Consider the following 21,888-nt stretch of genomic DNA (forward strand, 5'->3'; position numbering starts at 1 on the left):
TGCAAGACGATGGGAAAGAAACGACCTGGCGGGATGGCTGTCACGGAAAGGCCCGTGCCTCCTTAGAGGCACGGGCCTTTCCAGACGGCCTGGGTAGAGCCGTTCAGGAGGCTGAGCGAATCAGTACTTGATGATCCAGGTCATCTTCTTCCTGCCGGGTTCGCTCCCCACCCCTGTCCTCGTGCCGCACTTCACCGCTCCGCCGACCACCTTGAGATAGCTGCACTGCGGTGATGCGATCGACGTCTTGGCGTTGTTGTGGAGGCTTGTCCATGTCCAGTTCTGGGAGTCGGTGCACAGACGGGCGTACACGGCCTTTTCCCTGCCGCTGTGCGCCAAGCACCAGGCGCCGCGGTTGTACTCCGTATAGAGCTGGCCCCCCGCATGACCCCACCACTGCTTCTTGGTGTTCTTACATGTGGCCTGGGTGATCTTCTCGTCCTTCCAGTTCATCTGGAGACATTTTCCAGTGGCTTGGTTGACGAGGTGAAAGGTGGTGCCGCCGCCTGCGGCCTGAACAGGCGACGCCGGTCCCATGAGAGAGAGGCCGAGTGCGAGTGCTCCCGCGATCATTCCGCTTTTCTTGATGCTGTTCATCGTTTTGATCCACCCGTTTCTGACAGCGCATGGTCAGTTCGCTTAGGGATCACCCTCGTCGCTATGGACCTGACAAAGGAAGGGATTTGAGGAAGACCAGAGGAAGAGGCTCTTGCTCACGGGGTTGCCTACGCCGCGGCGCCCACCCCATGCAGGAGACCTGCACTCTGACGGGTGCACGTCTTCGTTTCCCTGGGAACGGACGTTCGCGAGCTCGGGTCAATAGCTCGGTGGGAGTTGGTTCCGTAAGGGGGGATGGCGGAAAGGGGTGGACGACTGCTGTTCGCTGACTGCGTGTGAGGGGTCCTGGCGTGGGTGGGTGAGTGGCGATGGCACTCGTCATGAGAGTTCCAAGGGGAACGGAAGTTCTTGTCTCGAATGCGTGACCTTTTCGGGTGGTGGTCGTTGGGCGGGGTGATGGGGTGTTCGGGTCGGGGGTGAGTGGGTTGGGGGGTGCGGGGTTGCGGGTAGTGGCGGCATCGTTCGTGGTGCCCGGCCTGTCGGGTGTCACAGTCCGGGACCGACTCAAGGGGCTGACCGCCCAGGACGAGACAGTGCTGCGGCTGGTTGGCGGCCGCCTCGGCACGCTGGCGTCCCGGGACCTGAAGGCGCGGTGTGCGGCGGGCCTTGAGCACGAAAACGAGGCGTGGGCGTCGCGCAAGCGGATCCTGACTGCGGAGTCGTCGTCGCGGTGGGCGGGGTCGTTGACGAAGGCCACGCACGATCAGTGGGCGCTGGCCCGGCGCGGCCAGGGGGCGCACATCCGGCAGCTCGAAGTCGGGATCCGTACTATCCGGCACCGGCTGTCCCTGCCGCTGCGGGAGAAGGGTTCGAAACGGGCTGCCGGTGGCTACCGCAGCCGCATGGAGTGGCATGCCAAGACGCGTCGGCTGCGGGTGCTGGAGGATCGGCTGGCTGCCGCCAGGGCCGACTGGGTGGCCGGGCGGGTGCATGTCGTGCGGGGCGGGAAGCGGCTGCTGAACAGCCGCCACCACCTGGAACAGGCGCAGCTCACCGAGCAGGAATGGCGTGCGCGGTGGGAGGCCTCGCGCCGGTTTCTGCAGGCGGACGGCGAGTCGGGCAAGCGGTACGGCAACGAGACCATCCGCATCAGCCCCGACGGACAGGTGAGCATCAAGCTTCCGGCCCCGCTCGCCCACCTCGCCAACGCCCCGCGCGGCCGTTACGTCCTGGCGGCGAGGGTGTCGTTCGCGCACCGGGGTGAGGCATGGCGGGACCGGGTCGGGGCGAACCGGGCGGTGGCCTACCGCATCCACGAAGACGTCCAGCGCCAACGCTGGTACCTGACCGCCTCCTGGACCATCCCACCCGCCCAGGCCGTGCCCCTGACCGCCGTCCGGGCCGGCGGCCTGATCGGAGTGGACGCCAACGCCGACCATCTGGCGGCCTGGCGGCTGGACGTGCACGGCAATCCGGTCGGCGTCCCGCGCCGCTTCGACTACGACCTGTCCGGCACCGCCGACCACCGCGACGCCCAGGTACGCCACGCGCTGACCCGCCTGCTGCACTGGGCTACCCGGCACCGGTTGGCGATCGCGGTGGAGGACCTCGACTTCACCGCCGAGACGACCCGGGAGAAACACGGAGGCCGAAAGAAGTTCCGCAGGCTGATCTCCGGCATGCCCGTGGGCCGGCTGCGGGCCCGCCTGGTGTCGATGGCCGCCGACCTCGGCATCCCGCTGGTCGCGGTCGACCCCGCCTACACCTCCCGCTGGGGTGCCCAGCACTGGCAGAAACCCCTCACCAGCAAAACCAGGAAGACTACCCGCCACGACGCAGCCGCCGTGGCGATCGGAAGGCGCGCCCTGGGGCATCCGGTCCGGCGTCGGACGGCACCGCCCCCGCACGACCGGAGTGATCGTGCGGGGCATCGGACCGTCCAGGCCGCACCGGGAACCCTGGGGCGTGAGGGACCCCGCCCCCGCGTTCCCGGACCACGGACACGATCCGTGCCGCCCGGATGCGGAGCGAACGCGGGTAACCAGAACGCCCAACACCGTCCGGGGCGTTCGACTGAGCATGAGTCCTGGCAACAGGACCCACTACCGCTCAGTCCATAGAAACGGTGTGTCAGACCGCCGCCTCGGGGTCCTTGGCGAGACGCTGGGCCGGAATGGTCTCCTTCGTCTCCGGGTAGTGGCACGCCGTCAGGTGACCGTCGTTGCTGCCCGAGATCTGCACCAGCGGCGGAGCCTCGCTCGCGCACTTGTCCGTCGCCTTCCAGCAGCGGGTGCGGAACCGGCAGCCCGACGGCGGGTTGAGCGGGGAGGGCACGTCACCGGTGAGCAGGATGCGCTCGCGGGCCGGGACGTCGTCCGCGGTCGCCTCGGGAACGGCGGACATCAGCGCGCGCGTGTACGGGTGGCGCGGGTTCTCGTACAGGTCCTCGCGGTTGGCGATCTCGACGATCTTGCCGAGGTACATCACCGCGACGCGCTGCGAGAAGTGCCGCACGATCGCGAGGTCGTGGGCGATGAACAGGAACGCGATGCCCAGGTCCCGCTGGAGATCCTGGAGCAGGTTCACGACCTGCGCCTGGATGGAGACGTCGAGCGCCGAGACCGGCTCGTCCGCCACGATCAGCTTCGGCGAGAGCGCCAACGCCCGTGCCACACCGATGCGCTGGCGCTGACCGCCGGAGAACTCGTGCGGGAAGCGGTTGTAGTGCTCCGGGTTGAGACCGACCGTCTCCAGGAGTTCACGGACGCGCTTCTCGTGGCCGCCGGGCGGGTTGATCCCGTTGATCTCCATCGGGCCCGAGATAATCTTGCCGACCGTCTGCCGCGGGTTCAGCGAGGCGTACGGGTCCTGGAAGATCATCTGGATCTCGGAGCGGATCGGCGCCAGCTGCTTGCGGCCCGCGTGTGTGATGTCCTGGCCGCGGTAGCTGATCTTGCCGGCGGTGGGCTCGAGCAGACGCGTGATCAGCCGGCCCGTCGTCGACTTGCCACAGCCGGACTCGCCGACCAGGCCGAGGCTCTCGCCCTCGGCGACCTGGAAGTCGAGACCGTCCACGGCCTGGACCGCGCCGATCTTCCGCTTGAAGGGGAAGCCGCCCATCACCGGGAAGTGCTTGGTCAGTCCGGTGACGTCCAGGAGGGGGTTCGTGTTGCTCATGATCGTGAAGTCCCGTCTCAGTTACGTCAGTGCGACCGCGTGGCGGCGAAGTCGGCGAAGAAGTCGCGGCGCTGGTCCGCCGTGAGGTGGCAGGCGGCACCGCGCCCGTCCGTGATCTCCAGCAGCGGCTGCGCGCTTGCGCAGAGACCGCCCGTGACCTTCTCCGTGAAGGTGCACCGCGGGTGGAAGCGGCAGCCGGTCGGCGGGTTGAGGAGGGAGGGCGGCGAGCCGGGGATCGGCGACAGCGGTACGTCGACCGGTCCGTCCAGACTCGGCATCGAGCCCAGCAGGCCCCAGGTGTAGGGGTGCTGCGGCGCGCGCAGCACCTCCTTCTTGGTGCCCCGCTCCACGCACCGGCCGCCGTACATCACCAGGACGTCGTCGGCGATGTCGGCGATGACGCCGAGGTCGTGGGTGATGAAGATGATCGCCGTGCCGAACTCCTGCTGGAGGTCCTTGAGCAGGTCCATGATCTGGGCCTGCACGGTCACGTCGAGCGCGGTGGTCGGCTCGTCCGCGATCAGCAGCTCGGGGTCGCAGACCAGCGCCATCGCGATCATCGCGCGCTGGCGCATACCGCCGGAGAACTGGTGCGGGTAGTCGTCCACCCGGACGTCCGGCTGCGGGATGCCGACGCGCTTGAGCATCTCGATCGCCCGCGCCCGGGCCTCCGCCTTGGAGGCGCCGGTGTGCTTGCGGTAGGTCTCGCCGATCTGCTTGCCGATGGTGTGGTACGGCGACAGCGAGGCCAGCGCGTCCTGGAAGATCATCGACATCTTGTTGCCGCGCAGCTTTTCCAGCTCCCGCTCGGAGGCGGTCAGCAGCTCCTTGCCGTCGAGCAGGATCTCCCCGTCGATGGCGGTGCGCTCGCGGTCGTGCAGGCCGAGGATCGTCAGGTTCGTGACGGACTTGCCCGAGCCCGACTCGCCCACGATGCCGAGTGTCTTGCCCTTGGCCAGGTCGAAGGTGAGACCGTCGACGGCCTTGACGACGCCGTCTTCGGTGGAGAAGTGGACCTTCAGATCCCTGACGGACAGGAAGGGCTGCTGATCGGTGCTCGTCACGGGGACGCTCCTGAGGGGGTGATGCGGGGGGTAGCTGGGTGGGGCCGGTGGGAGGGAAGCCGCACAGGCAGCGGGGTCAGGCGAGCCGGATCCGCGGGTCGATGAGGGCGTAGACGGCGTCCACGATGATGTTGAAGAAGACGATGGCGGCCGCCGCGACGAGGGTCACGCCCAGCAGCATCGGCAGGTCGTTGGCGTCGACCGCCGTCAGCGCGAGCCGGCCGATGCCCTGGATGCTGAAGACCGACTCGGTGATGATGGCGCCGCCGATCAGGGTGCCCATGTCGATGCCGAAGATCGTCACGATCGGGCCCATGGCACCGCGCCACGCGAAGCGGAAGAACACCGAGCGCCGGGACAGGCCCTTGGCGCGCGCCGTCCGCACGTAGTCCTCGCTGAGCTGCTCCACGAGCTGGGAGCGCGTCATACGCGTGTAGTTGGCGGTGAAGATGATGGAGAGCGTCAGCCAGGGCAGCAGCAGTCCGGAAGCCCAGGCGACCGGGTTGTCTGTGAACGGCGTGTACGAGGGCTGATCCATGATGCCGAGCTGCTGCACCATGAGGAACATCGCGATGTAGCCGACGAAGTAGATCTGCAGCGACGAGCCGATCAGCGAGAACGAGCTGGCGATCTTGTCGGCCGCCTTGCCTTGCTTGACCGCGGCGATCATGCCGGTACCGACACCGATGATCAGGAAGAAGAACGCGGCGCCCAGCGCGAGCGAGATGGTCGTGGGCAGCCGGTCCATGATCGTGCCGAGGACAGGCTCGCGGTTGGTGAACGAGAAGCCCAGGCAGGGCGCGTTGCAGTTGCCCAGGCCGCCGTAGTCACGGCCGGCGAAGATGCCCTCCAGCCAGTGCCAGTACTGGACCGGGAGCGGGTCGGAGATCCCGAGGTTCTGCCGGACCTGTTCGAGCAGGTCCTTGGTGCAGACCTTGCCGCACGCCATACGGGCCGGGTCGCGCGGGATCGCGTAGTAGAGCATGAAGGTGACGGCGCTGATGATCAGCAGAATCACAAGTGCGCCGATGATGCGGCGGACTAGAAAACGGAACATTGCGCGTGACTTTCCGGACGGGGCGCCGTCGCCGGGGGCGTGGAGGGAGGGGCAGGAGCCGGGCGGCGGCCGGTGAGGGCCGCCGCCCCGGGACGGGTCAGGCCTTGCGGTACAGCTTGGTCATCGCGATGCAGGTGTTGCCCGCGTCGTACTGGATGCCACCGATCTTGGAGCCGTACATCCAGTTGCGGATCGGGTTGTAGTCCGGAACCACAGCGGCGAGCTCCATGATCTGGCGGTCGAGGTCGCCCCACATCTTGGCGGCCTTCTTCGGGTCGGCCTCGACGGTGGCGGCGGCGATCGCCTTGTCCACGCCCGTGTTCCGCAGCTGCGGCCAGTTGACACCGCCGTCGGCGATCTGGCTGCTGTCGAAGCAGGGCTGGATGACCGCGTAACCGGCCGGCCAGTCCGGGCCCCAGCCCGCCGCGAACAGGTCGTACTCGTTGTCCAGCTGACCGATCTGGCTGTAGAAGGACGTCTTGTCGACCTGCTTGGTCACCACGTCGAAGCCGGCCTTGGTGAGGGCGGTCTTGATGGCGACGGCGGTCTTGACCGCCGTGTCGGACTGCTGGAAGGCGATGACGACCTTCTGGCCGACCTTGCCGGCCTCCTTCAGGAGAGCCTTGGCCTTCTCCGGGTCACCGGTCGGCTTCGTCTTCTTGCCGTACAGGTCGAAGTCCTGGTGGCCCGGGGTGAGGGGGCTGATGATCGTGGTGGCGATCGCGGAGGAGGATGAGCCGCCACGGATCTGCTGGGCCTGCTTGGACGGCCACGCGTAGTTGAGCGCCTGGCGCACCTTGACGTCCGGGACGCGCTTCGTGTTGATCGCGTAGTAGTAGCAGGTCGTGTCGACCTGGGTCAGCACGCGCTTCTTGAGGGTCGCATTGCCGAGCACCTGCTGCATGCGGGTGGGGGCGACCTCGTTGAACATCGAGACCGTGTACTGGTCGTTGCCGGCGTCCGCGATGTAGCGGTCCGTGGAGGCCTGCAGCTCGAAGCCGAACTGCATCTCGAACTTGTCCGGGTAGGCGTTGCGGATCGGGTCCGTGTCGGCCACCCAGTGGGTGTTGCGGACCAGCGTCATCGACTTGCCGATGCTGCGGCTCTCGATCTTGTACGGGCCGCAGGAGAAGGGCTGCTTGTCGTACTTCTCCTTGGTGTCGTGCTTCTTGGGCACGAGGGAGAAGCCGCGCATGGCCAGCATGAAGTTGAAGTCGCTGTGGCCCTCCTTCAGACGGAAGGTCACGGTGTTGCCGGAGATCTCGATCGAGTCGAGGTGCTTGCCCTCGTAGGGGCCCTTGTACTTGTCGCCGCCGATGAGCCAGCTCTGCGGGTAGCGCGGGCCCTGGGTGACGAACTTGGCGAAGAGACGCTCGAAGGTCCAGCGGACGTCCTCGATCGTGACGTCGGCGCCGTCCTGCCACTTCACGTTGTCCTTCAGCGTGAAGGCCCAGGTCTTGCCGCCGTCCGTCATCGTGCCGGCGTCGGTGGCGAGGTCGCCGACCAGGGTGACCTTGCCCTTGGCGTCGACCTTGTAGCCGGTCAGACCGCGAAGGAACGGCACGGAGACGGCGCCCTCGTACGAGGAGTACAGCTGGGCCGGGTCCAGGTGGTCGCAGTCGATCTGGTCCAGGGTGTAGATCGTCCCGCCCTTGACCGCGCCCTCGACCTCGGGGGCCGGGCCGGTCGAGTCCGCCTTGGTGCCGACGGCGATGGTGGCGGCCGCGGCCTTGTCCACCGACGGAGCCTTGTTGCTCCCGCTGCCGCCGGCGTTGCCGCTGCTGCACGCGCTGAGGACCGTGCTCGCGCCGGCCGCCACACCGGTGGCTATGAGGAAGTTTCTGCGGGAGAAGGACATGCGTGCCTACCTATGGATTCAGAGGGTGAGTAGGGCTGCCGGCCGGACGACGGCGACCGGGGCTGGGATGGGACTCAGCGCTTCGACTTCGGGTCGAGGGCGTCGCGGACCGAGTCACCGAGCAGGTTGAAGGCGAGGACGAAGATGACCATCGATACGCCGGGGAAGATCATGAACGTGATGTCGTCCGCGTAGAAGCCGGCGCCGCGCTGGATCATCACGCCCCAGTCGGGGGTGGGGTCCTTGATGCCGACGCCCAGGAAGGCGAGTCCTGCTTCGGCGGTGACGTAGGCCGGCAGCATGAGGGTGGACTGGATCAGGATCGGTGTCCACAGGTTGGGCAGCAGTTCCTTGAAGACGATGCGGCGCGAGGACGCGCCGGTCACCTTCGCGGCCTCGACGAACTCCCGCTCGCGCAGACCGAGTACCTGACCGCGCAGCAGTCGCGCGATGGAGGCCCAGCCGAAGGCGCTCAGGACGAGGATCAGACTGGTGGCCCTGAGCCAGGTCGGAACTTCGTCGCTGAAGGGGATGAACAAGCCGTAGACGACCGGCATGAAGGCGATGAAGAACAGCGTGGACGGGAACGACAGCAGGATGTCGATGACCCGGCCGACGAAGTAGTCCGTCCGGCCGCCGAGGTATCCCGCGGTGATGCCGATCACCACACCGACCACCGTGGTCAGCAGGGTGGCCGCGGTGGCGATCATCAGCGACGTGCGGATGCCGTACAGCAGGAACGTGAAGACATCCCGGCCCAGCTGGGGCTCGATGCCGAACCAGAAGTTGCTGTCGATGCCGCCGTTGGGCTTCACCGGGAAGGCGAAGTCGTTGAGCAGGCCGTCCTTCTCCTGGCCGTACTGCTCGTACGGGTTCTTCCCATACAGCTTCGCTATCAGCGGCGCGCAGATCGAAATCGCGAAGAAGAAGATCACGATGTACGCGGATATGACGCCGGTGCGGTCACGCTTGAACCGCTTCCAGGCGAGTCGCCCCGGGGAGCGACTCTCCGAGCCCTTGGGGTTGGAAGACGAATCCGGGATCGATCCGATCTCGTCGGTCACCTCAAGCGATGCGGCCGCGGAAGGAGTGGGGAGGGTCATGGTGCTCCAGGCCCGTGGGGTCAACGGCGTCCGCAGGGCGCTCCCTACGGGCTACGCCGGACTTTTTCAACGCAATTCATGCAAGGTCAATAAAATCTCGGTCGCCTTGGGTTTCTATTTACTTTCTTTGCCTGAGCTTGACCTCGGCGTAACTACGCGTGTAGCGCACTGTGGCCGTTCTGTGTCCGGATTCGGGCTAACTTCGCGAAACGGGCAACGAGTTCGTTATCCGGACGCCAGAGTCTCGGAATGCGTACATCTAGTGCACTGGAATCAACGGTTCCGTATCGATGCGCGGAGATCTGTTGCATCGAAGGTCAAGATCCTCTTTGGCGAAGGTCAAGATCCTCTGACGACACGTCCGGAGTACCCCCTTCCGGATGGACCACCACCCGGAAGGGTGGGGTAAATGTGCGATGCGCCCCGTATGGACAGATATTGGGCCCTAAAGGCACAGCGCACCGGAGCCGGACGTTCCGACCCCGACCCGGCGCCGGCGTCACAGCGCACTCTTGAGGAGGCACTCCATGCGTGGAGCCACGCACGCCAAATGGGCCGCATGCGCGGTGGCGGTAGCCCTCGCGGCGTCCGCCTGCGGGGGCGGAGGGGGTGGAAGCAGCAGCGGCTCCGGTACCGTCAGCGCCTCCTGGGGGGACCCGCAGAACCCGCTGGAACCGTCCAACACCAATGAGGTGCAGGGCGGCAAGGTCCTCGACATGATCTTCCGCGGGCTGAAGCGGTACAACGCCAAGACCGGTGCCGCCGAGGACATGCTCGCCCAGAAGATCGACACCTCGGATTCGCAGAACTTCACGATCACGGTCAAGAGCGGCTGGAAGTTCAGCAACGGCGAGGCCGTCACCGCCCAGTCCTTCGTCGACGCCTGGAACTACGGCGCCAGCCTGAAGAACAACCAGAAGAACGCGTACTTCTTCGGGTACATCGAGGGCTACGACAAGGTGCATCCCGAAACGGGCAGCCAGAGCGCCGACACGCTCTCCGGGCTCAAGGTGACCGGCACGAACACGTTCACCGTCAAGCTCACCCAGAAGTTCTCGACCTTCCCGGACACCCTCGGCTACGCGGCCTTCTCGCCGCTGCCCAAATCGTTCTTCAGCGACCACGCGGCCTGGGTGAGCAAGCCCGTCGGCAACGGCCCGTACACCATCGACTCCTACGCCAAGGGCTCGCAGATGTCCCTGGTGAAGTGGGACGGCTACCCCGGTGACGACAAGGCGCAGAACGCCGGTGTGACCCTCAAGGTCTACACGGACAACAACACCGCCTACAACGACCTCCTGGCCGGAAACCTCGACCTCGTCGACGACGTGCCCGCGGCCCAGCTCAAGAACGCGAAGACGGACCTGAACGGCCGGTACATCAACACCCCGGCCGGCATCATCCAGACCCTCGCCTTCCCGTTCTACGACCCGAAGTGGAACACCAGCGGGGCGACGAAGGTCCGTCAGGGACTGTCCATGGCGATCAACCGCCAGCAGATCACCGACACGATCTTCCAGAAGACACGGACGCCCGCGAGCGACTGGACCTCACCGGTGCTCGGCGAGAAGGGCGGCTTCCAGGAAGGCCTGTGCGGCAAGTACTGCGACTACAACCCGACCGAGGCCAAGAAGATGATCCAGGAGGGGGGCGGTCTGCCCGGCGGCCAGGTCAAGATCTCGTACAACGCGGACACCGGCTCCCACAAGGAATGGGTCGACGCCGTCTGCAACTCCATCAACAACGCGCTCGGCAACAACACGGCCTGCGTCGGCAACCCGATCGGCACCTTCGCCGACTTCCGCAACCAGATCGGGCAGCACAAGATGCCCGGTCCGTTCCGGGCCGGCTGGCAGATGGACTACCCGCTGATCCAGAACTTCCTCCAGCCGCTGTACTACACGAACGCCTCCTCCAACGACGGCCAGTGGTCGAACAAGCAGTTCGACAGCCTCGTCAACCAGGCGAACGCGGAGACCGACACCACCAAGGCCATCCAGCTCTTCCAGCAGGCCGAAGGGGTCGTACGGGACAACATGGCCGCCATCCCGCTCTGGTACCAGAACGGCAGCGCCGGCTACTCGGACAAGGTCTCGAACGTGGCGCTCAACCAGTTCAGCGTCCCCGTCTACAACGAGATCACCGTCAACTGAGCCGCCCGGGGCGGGTCCGTCGCAACGGCCCGCCCCTCTATCCCCGGAGCACTCATGGGACGGTACGTCATCCGGCGTCTGCTGCAGATGATCCCGGTCTTCTTCGGCGCCACCATTCTCATCTTCCTGATGGTGAACGTGATGGGTGACCCCATCGCGGGCCTGTGCGGTGAACGGCAGTGCGACCCCGCCACGGCCGCCCAGCTGCGCGCGGACTTCGGCCTCGACAAGCCCCTGTGGCAGCAGTACCTGACCTACATCGGGCACATCTTCACCGGCGACTTCGGTACCGCGTTCAACGGGCAGCCGGTCACCGAGCTGATGGCCTCCGCCTTCCCGGTCACCATCCGGCTGACGATCGTCGCGATCTTCTTCGAGATCGTCATCGGCATCACGCTCGGCGTCATCACCGGTCTGCGCCGCGGCCGGCCCGTCGACACCGGCGTCCTGCTGCTCACCCTCGTGGTCATCTCCGTGCCGACCTTCGTCACCGGTCTGCTGGCCCAGCTGCTGCTCGGCGTCCAATGGGGCTGGATCAAACCGTCGGTCTCCGCGGACGCCACCTTCGGTGAGCTGATCGTGCCGGGCCTGGTGCTGGCCTCGGTGTCCCTCGCGTACGTGACCCGGCTGACCCGCACCTCCATCGCGGAGAACAAACGCTCCGACTACGTCCGTACGGCCGTCGCCAAGGGCCTGCCGCGGCGCCGGGTGACCATTCGGCACCTGCTGCGCAACTCGCTGATCCCCGTGATCACCTTCATCGGTACCGACATCGGCGCGCTGATGGGCGGCGCGATCGTCACCGAGCGGATCTTCAACATCCACGGTGTCGGCTACCAGCTCTACCAGGGGATCGTGCGCCAGAACACCCAGACCGTCGTCGGCTTCGTGACCATCCTCGTCCTCGTCTTCCTGGTCGCCAACCTGCTCGTCGACCTCCTGTACGCCGTACTCGACCCGAGGATCCGCTATGCCTGAGCAGCCGCCGTACGAGGAAGACCCACATCACGGGCCGCAGGGTCCCCCGCGGGAGGACCTCGCCATGGCCCCGACCGGCATGGGCGGCACGATGGACCTCGGGTCGAGCGAGGCGGAGACCCTGGAGAAGACACCGGGAGGACCGGAGGGCACGGGCCCGCGGGAGAAGCCGCGCTCCCTGTGGTCCGACGCCTGGCGGGACCTGCGCCGCAACCCCGTCTTCATCATCTCCGGACTCGTCATCCTGTTCCTGGTCGTCATCTCGATCTGGCCCGGACTGATCACCTCCCAGAGCCCGCTCCAGTGCGACCTCTCCAAGGCCCAGCAGGGCTCGCAGCCCGGACACCCCTTCGGGTACGACGGACAGGGCTGCGACGTCTACACGCGGACCGTGTACGGGACCCGGATCTCTATCAGCGTCGGTGTGCTCGCCACGGTCGGGGTCGCGCTCCTCGGCTCGTTCCTCGGCGGACTGGCCGGTTTCTACGGCGGGCTGGGGGACTCGATCCTGTCCCGGGCCACCGACATCTTCTTCGCGATCCCCGTCGTGCTCGGCGGTCTGGTCCTCCTCTCCGTGGTGACCAGCAACACGATCTGGCCGGTCGTCGGGTTCATGATCCTGCTCGGCTGGCCGCAGATCTCCCGCATCGCGCGCGGCTCGGTCATCACCACCAAGGAGAACGACTACGTCCAGGCGGCCCGAGCGCTGGGCGCCTCCAACTCCCGGCTGATGCTGAGGCACATCACCCCGAACGCGGTCGCGCCGGTGATCGTCGTCGCGACCATCGCGCTCGGTACGTACATCTCGCTGGAGGCGACGCTGTCGTACCTGGGCGTCGGTCTGAAGCCCCCGAGGGTCAGCTGGGGCATCGACATCTCCTCGGCCTCCGCGTACATCCGCCAGGCCCCGCACATGCTGCTGTGGCCGGCCGGCGCGCTCGCGATCACCGTGCTCGCGTTCATCATGCTCGGCGACGCGGTGCGCGACGCCCTCGACCCGAAGCTGAGGTGACCGCCGTGCTGCTCGAAGTGCGAGATCTGCATGTGGAGTTCAGGACCCGGGACGGCGTCGCCAAGGCCGTCAACGGGGTCACCTACAGCGTCGACGAGGGCGAGACGCTCGCCGTGCTCGGCGAGTCCGGCTCCGGCAAGTCGGTGACCGCCCAGGCGGTCATGGGCATCCTCGACATGCCGCCCGGGAAGATCACCGGCGGCGAGATCCTCTTCCAGGGCAAGGACCTGCTGAAGTTCAAGGAGGAGGAGCGGCGCAAGGTGCGGGGCGCCGAGATGGCGATGATCTTCCAGGACGCGCTGTCCTCCCTGAACCCCGTGATCAGTGTCGGCGACCAGCTCGGCGAGATGTTCACCGTGCATCGCGGGATGAAACGCAAGGAAGCCCGCGCCAAGGCGATCGAGCTGATGGAGCACGTGCGCATCCCGGGGGCCGCCGAGCGCGTGCGGGACTATCCGCACCAGTTCTCCGGCGGTATGCGTCAGCGCATCATGATCGCCATGGCGCTGGCCCTGGAGCCCGCCCTGATCATCGCCGACGAACCGACCACCGCGCTCGACGTCACCGTGCAGGCCCAGGTCATGGACCTGCTCGCCGAGCTGCAGCGCGAGCTCAGCATGGGGCTCATCCTCATCACCCACGACCTCGGCGTGGTCGCGGACGTCGCCGACAAGATCGCGGTGATGTACGCGGGCCGGATCGTCGAGACGGCGCCGGTCCACGACATCTACAAGGCGCCCGCCCACCCCTACACGAAGGGGCTGCTGCACTCGATCCCCCGGCTCGACCAGAAGGGCCGGGAGCTGTACGCGATCAAGGGGCTGCCGCCCAACCTGATGCACATCCCGCCGGGCTGCGCCTTCAACCCGCGCTGCCCGATGGCCCAGGACATCTGCCGCAGCGAGGTGCCGCCGCTCGCGGAGGTCGACGCGGACCGCAGGAGCGCCTGCTTCTTCTGGAGGGAGTGCCTCGATGACACAAGCAGCAACTGAGCCGCTGCTGGAGGTCAGCGGACTGGTCAAGCACTACCCGCTCACCCAGGGCATCCTGTTCAAGAAGCAGATCGGCGCGGTCAAGGCCGTGGACGGCGTCGACTTCCACCTCGGCCACGGCGAGACCCTCGGCATCGTCGGCGAGTCCGGCTGCGGCAAGTCGACGGTCGCCAAGATGCTGGTCAACCTGGAGAAGCCGACCGAGGGGTCGATCAAGTACAAGGGCGAGGACATCACGCGGCTGTCCGGCAAGGCGCTGAAGGCCGTACGCCGCAACATCCAGATGGTGTTCCAGGACCCGTACACCTCGCTCAACCCGCGGATGACCGTCGGCGACATCATCGGGGAGCCGTACGACATCCACCCCGAGGTCGCGCCGAAGGGCGACCGGCGGCGCAGGGTCCAGGACCTGCTGGACGTGGTCGGGCTGAACCCGGAGTACATCAACCGCTATCCGCACCAGTTCTCCGGCGGCCAGCGCCAGCGCATCGGCATCGCGCGGGGCCTGGCGCTGCGGCCCGAGATCATCGTCGCCGACGAGCCGGTCTCCGCGCTCGACGTCTCCGTGCAGGCGCAGGTGATCAACCTGCTGGACAGGCTCCAGGCCGAGTTCAATCTCAGCTACGTCTTCATCGCGCACGACCTGTCGATCGTGCGGCACATCTCCGACCGGGTCGGGGTGATGTACCTCGGGCGGATCGTGGAGACGGGCAGGGACGTCGAGATCTACGACCATCCGACGCACCCCTACACCCAGGCGCTGCTGTCCGCCGTGCCCGTGCCGGACCCGGAGGCGCGGGAGCACCGGGAGCGGATCATCCTTCACGGGGACGTGCCCTCGCCCGCGAACATCCCGTCCGGCTGCCGGTTCCGCACCCGCTGCTGGAAGGCGCAGGAACGCTGCACGCTGGAGGTGCCACTGCTCGCCGTACCGGCCGAGTTCCGGATCGGCGACAGCCCGGCCGCCCACGACTCGGCCTGTCACTTCGCGGAGGAGAAACAGGTCGTCCCCCCGGAGGAGCCGTCCGGCGGGGCCGCATAACATCACAAATGTGAGCGAACTTCGTTAACACGCAGGCAACTTGACGGAAGCGGTACCGATATACGGACGCGCCAAGGTGAACACCGTACGGCCGTGCGGGTGCCGTAAACGAGCCGGGGTGCGCCATGTCACCCCGGCTCGTTGCTGTCCCCGGTGGGTCAGCTCATTCCGAGGGAGCGCTTCAGGAAGTCGACCTGGAGGAGCAGGAGGTTCTCGGCGACCTGTTCCTGAGGGGTCATGTGCGTGACGCCGGACAGCGGCAGCACCTCGTGCGGACGGCCGGCGGCCAGCAGTGCCGAGGACAGCCGCAGGGCGTGCGCCACCACCACGTTGTCGTCCGCGAGGCCGTGCACGATCATCAGCGGCCGGTGCGGTTCGGCGGGCGCTGACAGGCCCTCGTCGGTGACCAGCGAACTCTTCGCGTACGTCGCCGGGCTCGCCGCCGGATCGCCGAGGTACCGCTCCGTGTAGTGGGTGTCGTACAGCCGCCAGTCCGCGACCGGGGCGCCCGCGATGCCCGCGTGGAAGACGTCGGGGCGGCGCAGTACGGCGAGTCCCGCGAGCCAGCCGCCGTACGACCAGCCGCGGATGGCGACCCGGGACAGATCGAGCGGGAAGTGCTCCGCGAGACCGTGCAGCGCCTCCACCTGGTCGTCGAGGGAGAGCGTGAGGTCGTCGCGGATCGCCTTCTCCCAGGCGGGGGAGCGCCCCGGGGTGCCGCGGCCGTCGGCGACGACCACGGCGAAGCCCTGGTCGGCGAACCACTGCGAGGTGAGGTGGGCGTTGTGTGCGGCCAGTACCCGGGGGCCGTGCGGACCGGCGTAGGGGTCCAGCAGGACCGGTAGGGGATTGTCGCCGTCGTAGTCAGTAGGCATAAGCACGGCGCATGGGATTTTCTGTGCGCCCCCCTGTGTGAGTGTCACGCGCGGGGACAAACCGGGATGTTCGGCGTACGAGGTGATGGCCGCGACCTGCTTCCCCTCCCGCAGCACCTGCACCTGGGCGCCCGGCTGGTCGAGCACCGACGAAACGAGCACGGTCACGCCCCCGGCGCGAACCGCCGAGTGCACGCCGGGCTCTTGCGAGACGCGCTCCAGGCCGAGTTCGTTCACCCGGTACACATGTACTTCGCCCGTTTCCGGCGCCTTCGCGGACTCGCCCGCCGAGGCCGCGATCAGCACGTCGTCGGACGAGACGTCGAGCACCGCCCGGACGTGCAACTGGGCGCCGGTCAGCGGGCGTTCACCGAACGCCAGGACCCGCGCGCCGCCCTCGTCGGCGATCCGCACGAGCTGTCCGCCGGGGCTCCAGCACGGCACTCCGGGGAAAAGATCAAGCCAAGTTGGATCTTCATCGGCGTGCACCATCCGGGTCGTCCCGGTGTCCGGGTCCACGGCCAGGAACAGCTGGCTGCGCTGGTCCCGCGCCTGCACCAGAAGCAGCGGCGCACCCGCCGCTGACCAGTGCGCATGCGCCAGATACGGGTAACGCGCCCGGTCCCAGGAGACCTCCGTGCGCACCCCGTCGAGCCCGAACACGAAGAGCCGCACCTCCGCGTTGGCGCTGCCCGCCACCGGGTAGGCGACCCGCTGCGGATCGGCTTCCGGGTGCGCCGGATCGGAGATCCACCAGCGCTGTACGGGCGTGTCGTCGACCCGCGCGACGAGCAGCCGGTCCCCTTCGGGCGACCACCAGAAGCCGCGCGAACGCCCCATCTCCTCGGCCGCGATGAACTCGGCCAATCCATAGGAAACCGAACCGGGAGCCGCGACCCGCTCCGGCTCCGCGAGCGCCCGGTCCCCCTCGCCCTCGGCCCCGATGACCCGCAGCGAGCCCCCGGAGACGTACGCCACGTGCGTGCCGTCGGGGGAGGGGTGCGGGTCGATCACCGGTCCGGGGACCGGGAGTTCACGCGCCGTGCCGGCCCGCAGCTCCGCCGTGAACAGCCGCCCTGACAAGGTGAAACACGCCAACTCGGCGGCTGTGTCAGTGGCATATCCGACGATCCCCGCGCCGCCCTCGCGGCTGCGCTCGCGGCGCGCCCGTTCCTCCGGGGAGAGGTGCTCGACGGCGCCGCCGAGCAGGGCCGCGGGGTCGGCCGCGATCCGTTCCCGGCCCTCCGGCACATCGAGAACCCACAGTTGATTCGCCCGCTCCGTACCGGAGGAGGACCGCAGGAACACCACACGGGAACCGTCGGGGGACACGGTGAACGCGCGCGGCGCGCCGGAGGTGAACCGCTGGGTGCGGGCGTACCGGCGCGGGAAGGAGAGAGGCTCGTTCGTCATGCCTCGACCATATTGGCCATGCGCCCCCTTGTGCGGCCGTGCGCCGATCGATGCGCGCGTACGGATAGTTATGATCACTAGCGCTGCGTGGGTAGGAACCTGCTGGCTGCTGTATGGATTTACCGACCCCCCATGTCCGACCCCGTACCGGACCCCAAGTCCCTGGGAACTTTGGAGGTGAGCCGCCGTGGCACTCTCGATTTCGGCGGTGGTGCTGCTGGCGATCATCGTCTTTCTTCTGATCAAGAAGTCAGGACTGAAAGGCGGGCACGCGGTCGTCTGCATGCTGCTCGGCTTCTATCTCGCCTCCTCGACCATCGCGCCCACGATCAGCGATCTGACGACGAACATCGCGGGGATGATCGGCAGCATCAAGTTCTGATCCGCCCCGGACCGCCGGCGGGGAGAACACCCGGGCCCACATTCCGACTCCCACTCCCCGCCTGCCCTGTTCGGCTCCCTCGAAACCACGGGACTCCGGGACGGGGCCGAGCCGCGTCTCCCACACGTATCCGGTCCTCTGAACCGTCGGCTCGTCGACATCCGCGAGCGCGTGACGGCTGCCTTCCGGCTCGGCGCCACGAGGCCCGAGAGGGGGCCCGCGGGCGACCGGCGGGGGACGGGTGCCTCGTAGGGTGGGTTCCATGACGGAACTGCCCGACCGGCGTCTGCTCCTGGTGCACGCGCATCCGGACGACGAGTCGATCAACAATGGCGCGACCATGGCCCGCTACGCGGCCGAGGGCGCCCATGTGACGCTGGTGACCTGCACCCTCGGCGAGGAGGGCGAGGTCATCCCGCCCGAGCTCGCCCATCTCGCCCCTGACCGTGACGGCGGGCTGGGCCCGTACCGGACCGGTGAGCTGAGCGCCGCCATGAAGGAACTGGGCGTCGCCGACCACCGCTTCCTGGGCGGCCCCGGCCGGTTCCGCGACTCCGGGATGATGGGCGTCGAGCAGAACCACCGCGTGGGTGCCTTCTGGTCCGCGGACCTCGACGAGGCCGCCGACTGCCTCGTGAAGGTGATCCGCGAGGTACGCCCCCAGGTGCTCGTCACCTATGACCCCGACGGGGGCTATGGGCACCCGGACCACATCCAGGCCCACCGTGTGGCCGTGCGCGCCGCTGAACTGGCCGCGGAACCCACCCACCGCCCCGACCTCGGCGACGCGTGGCGGATCACCAAGACCTACTGGAACCGGGTGCCGCGCCGGGTCGCCGAGGAGGCGTTCGCCCGTTTGCGCGAGGCCCTTCCGGAGCTGCCGTTCGACCGTATGGCCGCAGTCGGCGACGTACCGGGCGTGGTCGACGAGGTGACGATCACCACCGAGATCGACGGAACCGCGTACGCCGCCGCCAAGGCCGCCGCGATGCGGGCGCACGCCACCCAGATCACCGTGGAGGGGCCCTGGTTCGTCCTCTCGAACGAACTGGCGCAGCCGCTCTTCACCACCGAGTACTACGAGCTGGTGAACGCCCAGCGACCCGCGACGCGCGAGACGGACCTCTTCGAGGGAATCGAGGGCACCGGGACGATCGAAGGGATCGACCGGTGAGGGGCACGGGGACGGCGAGTGCGAGGACGAGTGCGAGGACGACTTGGCTAGGGGCGGATCTGTGATGAGTACGAACGGACAGCGCGGCGGCGGAAGCATGCTCGCCCAGCCGCTGACTCGGCCCTCGGGCGGGCGGATCGCCGCCTACCTGGGACTCTTCCTGCTCGGTGCCGTGGTCGGCGTCGCCGGGGCGCTGGTGCAGCCGGGCTGGTTCCCGCTCGGGCTGCTGCTCGCGCTGGCGGGCGCCGCCGGACTCTTCCTGGGCGGCGCCCGGGCGACGGAGTCCCGTGCCGGGGCCGTCGCCCCCGCGGCGGGCTGGATGGTCGCCGTCGTGCTGCTCACCGCCAGCCGCCCGGAAGGGGACTTCCTCTTCGGCGCGGGAGTCGTCTCGTACCTTTTCCTCCTCGGAGGCATGGCCCTGGCTGTGATGTGCGCCACCCTCGGTCAGGGGCGGCAACCGGGCCCTTCCGATGCCCGACTTCGCAAGTGACGTACCACTTCGCCGTATCGGTCCCGTGCGGGTCGCGTGCGAGATTCCTGCACGGGCGAGGTTTGCGGGTCGTACATGGCCAGTATGGTGGTGCGCGCCGCCGAGCTGCCCGAGATGAGGTCGAGTAAACGGGCGGCGGAGCCAACCGGGAGAACCTGCCTTGAGTCGTGAAACTGACAGTTCGTCCTCCGGGCCCAACGGGCGCGGTGGAGCCGCGTACCCGTCGGGGACGCCGCCGTACGGCACCCCCACGGCTTCCGAAAGCGGTGCCGACGCGGGCCGTTCGGCCGCCGGGAAGCCTCCGGAGGAGCGCAAGACCGAGACCACTCTGACGACACGGATCCGGATCAACATCCCCGGGTCGCGGCCCATCCCGCCCGTGGTCGTCCGTACACCCGTGGCCGACGCCGACGTGCCCACCAAGGGCGGCGACGGCGCCCGCACCGGGACGCACCGGGCGCCGCAGGGCATGAGTTCGCCCGCGGGCGCCTCCGTCACGACGGCCACCACCCCGGCCCCGGCCGCACCGGCACCCGCGCCCACGCCCGGGGAGCAGCCCGGGGCGGCCGAGGAGAAGACGAGCGACTGGTTCGCGCCCCGCAAGGCCGGCGCGCCCCCCAAGGGCGGGCCGGGTGGCGGCTCGACCGATGGGGCGGGCCTGCCGGGCGGTTCGGCTCCCTCCGGCGCGGCGGGTTCCGCGGGTGCACCGGGCGCGGGACGGCCGATGCAGTCCACCGGTGCCGGTCCGCTGGGCATCACCGGCGGCGTGCGGCCCGGCGGTACGAACGGTGCCGGACTCCCCGGCGCCACCGGCGCCGGACCCGTGGCCCCCGGCCACGGCGGCGGCACGGGCTCCTTCGACGTCTCCGGGGCGCTGCGCGACACCGGCTCCTTCCCCGCCATAGGTTCGGCCGGCGGGTCCGGCGAACCGCGCCGCGACGACCTTCCGTACTTCTCCGAGGGCGGCCGGGGCGGCAGGGGCGGCCCGGCCGGTCCGACCGGCGGTCCCGCCACCGGTGACGGCCCGCTGCTGCCTCCGGCCGGTGCGGGCGCGGCTCGCGGCAGCCTGGCCGCATCGCCCGGCTCCGCCCCCGGCAACCGGAACACGGGCACGGGATACCCCGGCACCGGCAATGGCTCGCGCGCCGGCCTGAGCGGCGGTCTCAGCGACGACACCGCGATCCTCACCCCGCAGAAGCCCGCGCCCGCCCCGGGACCCGGTGCCTACGGCGCTCCCGCGGAGAACGTCTCCGGGCACACCCTGACCAGCGGCATCCCCGTCGTCTCGCCCAGTCAGAACTTCGCGTACGAGGCGGGGGCGCGGAGCGACGGACCCCGGTCGCACACTCCGCCGAAGCTCCCCGAGCCGGTCCAGCGGCCGTCGGCCTCGTCGAAGCCGGGGAAGAAGAAGGGCCGCAACAAGCGGGCGCTCCTCGGCGTCCTCGTCGTGGTCCTTGCCGGCGGCGCCTACGGCGCGGGCCTGCTCATGAACCACTCGGACGTGCCCAAGGGCACCACCGTGCTCGGCGTCGACATCGGCGGCGGCACCCGCGACGACGCCGTCAAGAAGCTCGACGACGCCTTCGGCACGCGGACGAACAAGCCGCTCACGCTGTCCGTCGATGGCGACGCCGTCCAGCTCAGGCCCGACCAGGCCGGACTCCAGCTGGACAGCCAGGCCACCGTCCGCGCCGCCGCCGGCAGCGACTACAACCCGATCTCGGTGATCGGCTCCCTGTTCGGCCAGGAACGCGTGGTCGAGCCCGTGATGCCGGTCGACAAGGAGAAGCTGCAGGCCGCCCTGGAGCGCGCCGCGAGCGGTTCCGGTTCGGCGAGCGACGGCACGATCAAGTTCCAGCCGGGCAAGGCCGTCGCCGTCTACGGCAAGGAGGGCAAGGGCATCGACGTCGGCCCCTCGCTGCAGGCCGTCCAGGACGCGTACCGCGCCCAGGTGGAGACCGGCGCGACCCCTCCCGTGAAGGTCGCCACCACGACCCGCCAGCCGACGGTGAGCAAGACCGAGGTGGACCGCAAGATGTCGACGTTCGCGACGGTCGCCATGTCGGCGAAGATCATCATCCGTACAGACGCCACCCACTTCATCCCCTTCAGCCCGCAGAAGTCCATCTGGAAGTTCCTGAGCGTCCAGCCGGTCCAGGGCAAGCTCGTCGAGCACTACGACCTCAACGTGCTCCAGGGGCTGTACGGCCATGCCTTCGACGGCGTGACGATCACCAAGGGCGACGGCAGCAAGAAGGCCGTGAGCCCGCAGGACGTCGCCTCCGCCATAGGGAGGGCGCTCGTGGGGAAGACGGCCGCCGCACGCGACGTGACCATCCCCACCAACCCCAACTAGCGCGCGCACCAAGCGCACAGAGGGCACCCGGCCGAGGTTTTCCACCGGCCGGGTGCCCTCTTGCCGTATCGCACGATCCGCCGGGGCACGGACACGATCCGCCGGGGGGGGGGCAGGCGCGGGCGGCCGACATGACATCTGTCATCCGCGACCCAGGACACACCGCACTGCCGCGGGCGCCCCCTCCTCCTCCACGATGGACGA

The 21,888-nt window shown here is 68.4% G+C and carries 17 protein-coding genes; 10 read left to right on the forward strand and 7 right to left on the reverse strand.

The annotated features are described in order from the left end of the window. Nucleotides 1-120: 120 nt before the first annotated feature. A complete protein-coding gene (locus tag N4G66_RS03100; RefSeq protein WP_261702348.1) occupies nt 121-597 on the reverse strand; it encodes a hypothetical protein in 477 nt (158 codons plus the stop codon). A gap of 470 nt (nt 598-1,067) precedes the next feature. Between N4G66_RS03100 and N4G66_RS03105 the strand changes: the two genes are divergently transcribed. Beyond that, entirely contained in the window at nt 1,068-2,678 is a 1,611-nt protein-coding gene (locus N4G66_RS03105; protein ID WP_261702349.1) for a transposase, read from the forward strand. A 10-nt stretch (nt 2,679-2,688) separates the two neighbouring features. Here the strand turns inward: N4G66_RS03105 and N4G66_RS03110 are convergent, their stop codons facing one another. The 5 genes from N4G66_RS03110 to N4G66_RS03130 all read right to left on the reverse strand — a co-directional run bounded on the left by N4G66_RS03110 (nt 2,689) and on the right by N4G66_RS03130 (nt 8,817). Beyond that, the gene (locus N4G66_RS03110; RefSeq protein WP_261702350.1) at nt 2,689-3,735 is read right to left on the reverse strand and encodes an ABC transporter ATP-binding protein; all 1,047 of its coding nucleotides are present in this window, start codon (nt 3,733-3,735) and stop codon (nt 2,689-2,691) included. Between the two features lie 26 nt (nt 3,736-3,761). Next, entirely contained in the window at nt 3,762-4,799 is a 1,038-nt protein-coding gene (locus N4G66_RS03115) for an ABC transporter ATP-binding protein (RefSeq protein WP_261702351.1), read from the reverse strand. 76 nt (nt 4,800-4,875) lie between these two features. After that, a complete protein-coding gene (locus N4G66_RS03120) occupies nt 4,876-5,856 on the reverse strand; it encodes an ABC transporter permease (protein WP_261702352.1) in 981 nt (326 codons plus the stop codon). 97 nt (nt 5,857-5,953) lie between these two features. Beyond that, the gene (locus N4G66_RS03125) at nt 5,954-7,714 is read right to left on the reverse strand and encodes an ABC transporter substrate-binding protein (protein WP_261702353.1); all 1,761 of its coding nucleotides are present in this window, start codon (nt 7,712-7,714) and stop codon (nt 5,954-5,956) included. A 74-nt stretch (nt 7,715-7,788) separates the two neighbouring features. Next, nucleotides 7,789-8,817: an ABC transporter permease gene (locus N4G66_RS03130; RefSeq protein ID WP_261702354.1), complete on the reverse strand. Its 1,029-nt coding sequence runs from the start codon at nt 8,815-8,817 to the stop codon at nt 7,789-7,791. 527 nt (nt 8,818-9,344) lie between these two features. Here N4G66_RS03130 and N4G66_RS03135 point away from each other — a divergent pair. Genes N4G66_RS03135 through N4G66_RS03155 form a run of 5 tightly spaced genes read left to right on the forward strand, consistent with a single transcriptional unit; the run spans nt 9,345 to nt 14,994 of the window. Further along, complete coding sequence (locus tag N4G66_RS03135) at nt 9,345-10,970, forward strand: peptide ABC transporter substrate-binding protein (protein ID WP_261702355.1); 1,626 nt, start codon at nt 9,345-9,347, stop codon at nt 10,968-10,970. Nucleotides 10,971-11,024: 54 nt separating this feature from the next. After that, nucleotides 11,025-11,948 (forward strand): ABC transporter permease, encoded by a 924-nt coding sequence (locus N4G66_RS03140; RefSeq protein WP_261702356.1) that lies wholly within the window; start codon nt 11,025-11,027, stop codon nt 11,946-11,948. Beyond that, on the forward strand, nt 11,941-12,960 hold the full coding sequence (locus N4G66_RS03145; RefSeq protein ID WP_391858740.1) for an ABC transporter permease: 1,020 nt from the start codon (nt 11,941-11,943) through the stop codon (nt 12,958-12,960). The genes N4G66_RS03140 and N4G66_RS03145 overlap by 8 nt, the downstream gene beginning before the upstream one ends. A gap of 5 nt (nt 12,961-12,965) precedes the next feature. Continuing rightward, nucleotides 12,966-13,952: an ABC transporter ATP-binding protein gene (locus N4G66_RS03150; protein ID WP_261702357.1), complete on the forward strand. Its 987-nt coding sequence runs from the start codon at nt 12,966-12,968 to the stop codon at nt 13,950-13,952. After that, on the forward strand, nt 13,933-14,994 hold the full coding sequence (locus N4G66_RS03155; RefSeq protein WP_261702358.1) for an ABC transporter ATP-binding protein: 1,062 nt from the start codon (nt 13,933-13,935) through the stop codon (nt 14,992-14,994). The genes N4G66_RS03150 and N4G66_RS03155 overlap by 20 nt, the downstream gene beginning before the upstream one ends. Nucleotides 14,995-15,152: 158 nt before the next feature. Here N4G66_RS03155 and N4G66_RS03160 read toward each other — a convergent pair whose 3' ends face one another. Beyond that, entirely contained in the window at nt 15,153-17,282 is a 2,130-nt protein-coding gene (locus N4G66_RS03160; RefSeq protein ID WP_261702359.1) for a S9 family peptidase, read from the reverse strand. A gap of 187 nt (nt 17,283-17,469) precedes the next feature. On the opposite strand from N4G66_RS03160, the gene N4G66_RS03165 reads away from it, so the two are divergent. From N4G66_RS03165 to N4G66_RS03180, 4 genes are all read left to right on the forward strand, one after another. Further along, entirely contained in the window at nt 17,470-17,664 is a 195-nt protein-coding gene (locus tag N4G66_RS03165; RefSeq protein WP_037620693.1) for a hypothetical protein, read from the forward strand. Nucleotides 17,665-17,926: 262 nt separating this feature from the next. After that, a complete protein-coding gene (mshB, locus tag N4G66_RS03170; protein ID WP_261702360.1) occupies nt 17,927-18,838 on the forward strand; it encodes an N-acetyl-1-D-myo-inositol-2-amino-2-deoxy-alpha-D-glucopyranoside deacetylase in 912 nt (303 codons plus the stop codon). A 64-nt stretch (nt 18,839-18,902) separates the two neighbouring features. Next, nucleotides 18,903-19,328 (forward strand): DUF6113 family protein, encoded by a 426-nt coding sequence (locus N4G66_RS03175; protein ID WP_261702361.1) that lies wholly within the window; start codon nt 18,903-18,905, stop codon nt 19,326-19,328. Between the two features lie 160 nt (nt 19,329-19,488). Further along, nucleotides 19,489-21,684, forward strand: a complete 2,196-nt coding sequence (locus N4G66_RS03180; protein WP_261702362.1) for a hypothetical protein — start codon at nt 19,489-19,491, stop codon at nt 21,682-21,684. The last annotated feature ends 204 nt before the right edge of the window (nt 21,685-21,888 follow it).

It is taken from the genome of Streptomyces rhizosphaerihabitans, from assembly GCF_025399795.1.
Lineage (GTDB): Bacteria > Actinomycetota > Actinomycetes > Streptomycetales > Streptomycetaceae > Streptomyces > Streptomyces rhizosphaerihabitans.

Coding starts and splice junctions, on each gene's coding strand:
- N4G66_RS03155 (WP_261702358.1), top strand. CDS start 13,933: ATGACACAAGCAGCAACTGAGCCGCTGCTGGAGGTCAGCGGACTGGTC.
- N4G66_RS03160 (WP_261702359.1), bottom strand. CDS start 17,282: ATGACGAACGAGCCTCTCTCCTTCCCGCGCCGGTACGCCCGCACCCAG.
- mshB (WP_261702360.1), top strand. CDS start 17,927: ATGACGGAACTGCCCGACCGGCGTCTGCTCCTGGTGCACGCGCATCCG.
- N4G66_RS03100 (WP_261702348.1), bottom strand. CDS start 597: ATGAACAGCATCAAGAAAAGCGGAATGATCGCGGGAGCACTCGCACTC.
- N4G66_RS03135 (WP_261702355.1), top strand. CDS start 9,345: ATGCGTGGAGCCACGCACGCCAAATGGGCCGCATGCGCGGTGGCGGTA.
- N4G66_RS03145 (WP_391858740.1), top strand. CDS start 11,941: ATGCCTGAGCAGCCGCCGTACGAGGAAGACCCACATCACGGGCCGCAG.
- N4G66_RS03125 (WP_261702353.1), bottom strand. CDS start 7,714: ATGTCCTTCTCCCGCAGAAACTTCCTCATAGCCACCGGTGTGGCGGCC.
- N4G66_RS03175 (WP_261702361.1), top strand. CDS start 18,903: ATGAGTACGAACGGACAGCGCGGCGGCGGAAGCATGCTCGCCCAGCCG.
- N4G66_RS03110 (WP_261702350.1), bottom strand. CDS start 3,735: ATGAGCAACACGAACCCCCTCCTGGACGTCACCGGACTGACCAAGCAC.
- N4G66_RS03120 (WP_261702352.1), bottom strand. CDS start 5,856: ATGTTCCGTTTTCTAGTCCGCCGCATCATCGGCGCACTTGTGATTCTG.
- N4G66_RS03140 (WP_261702356.1), top strand. CDS start 11,025: ATGGGACGGTACGTCATCCGGCGTCTGCTGCAGATGATCCCGGTCTTC.
- N4G66_RS03130 (WP_261702354.1), bottom strand. CDS start 8,817: ATGACCCTCCCCACTCCTTCCGCGGCCGCATCGCTTGAGGTGACCGAC.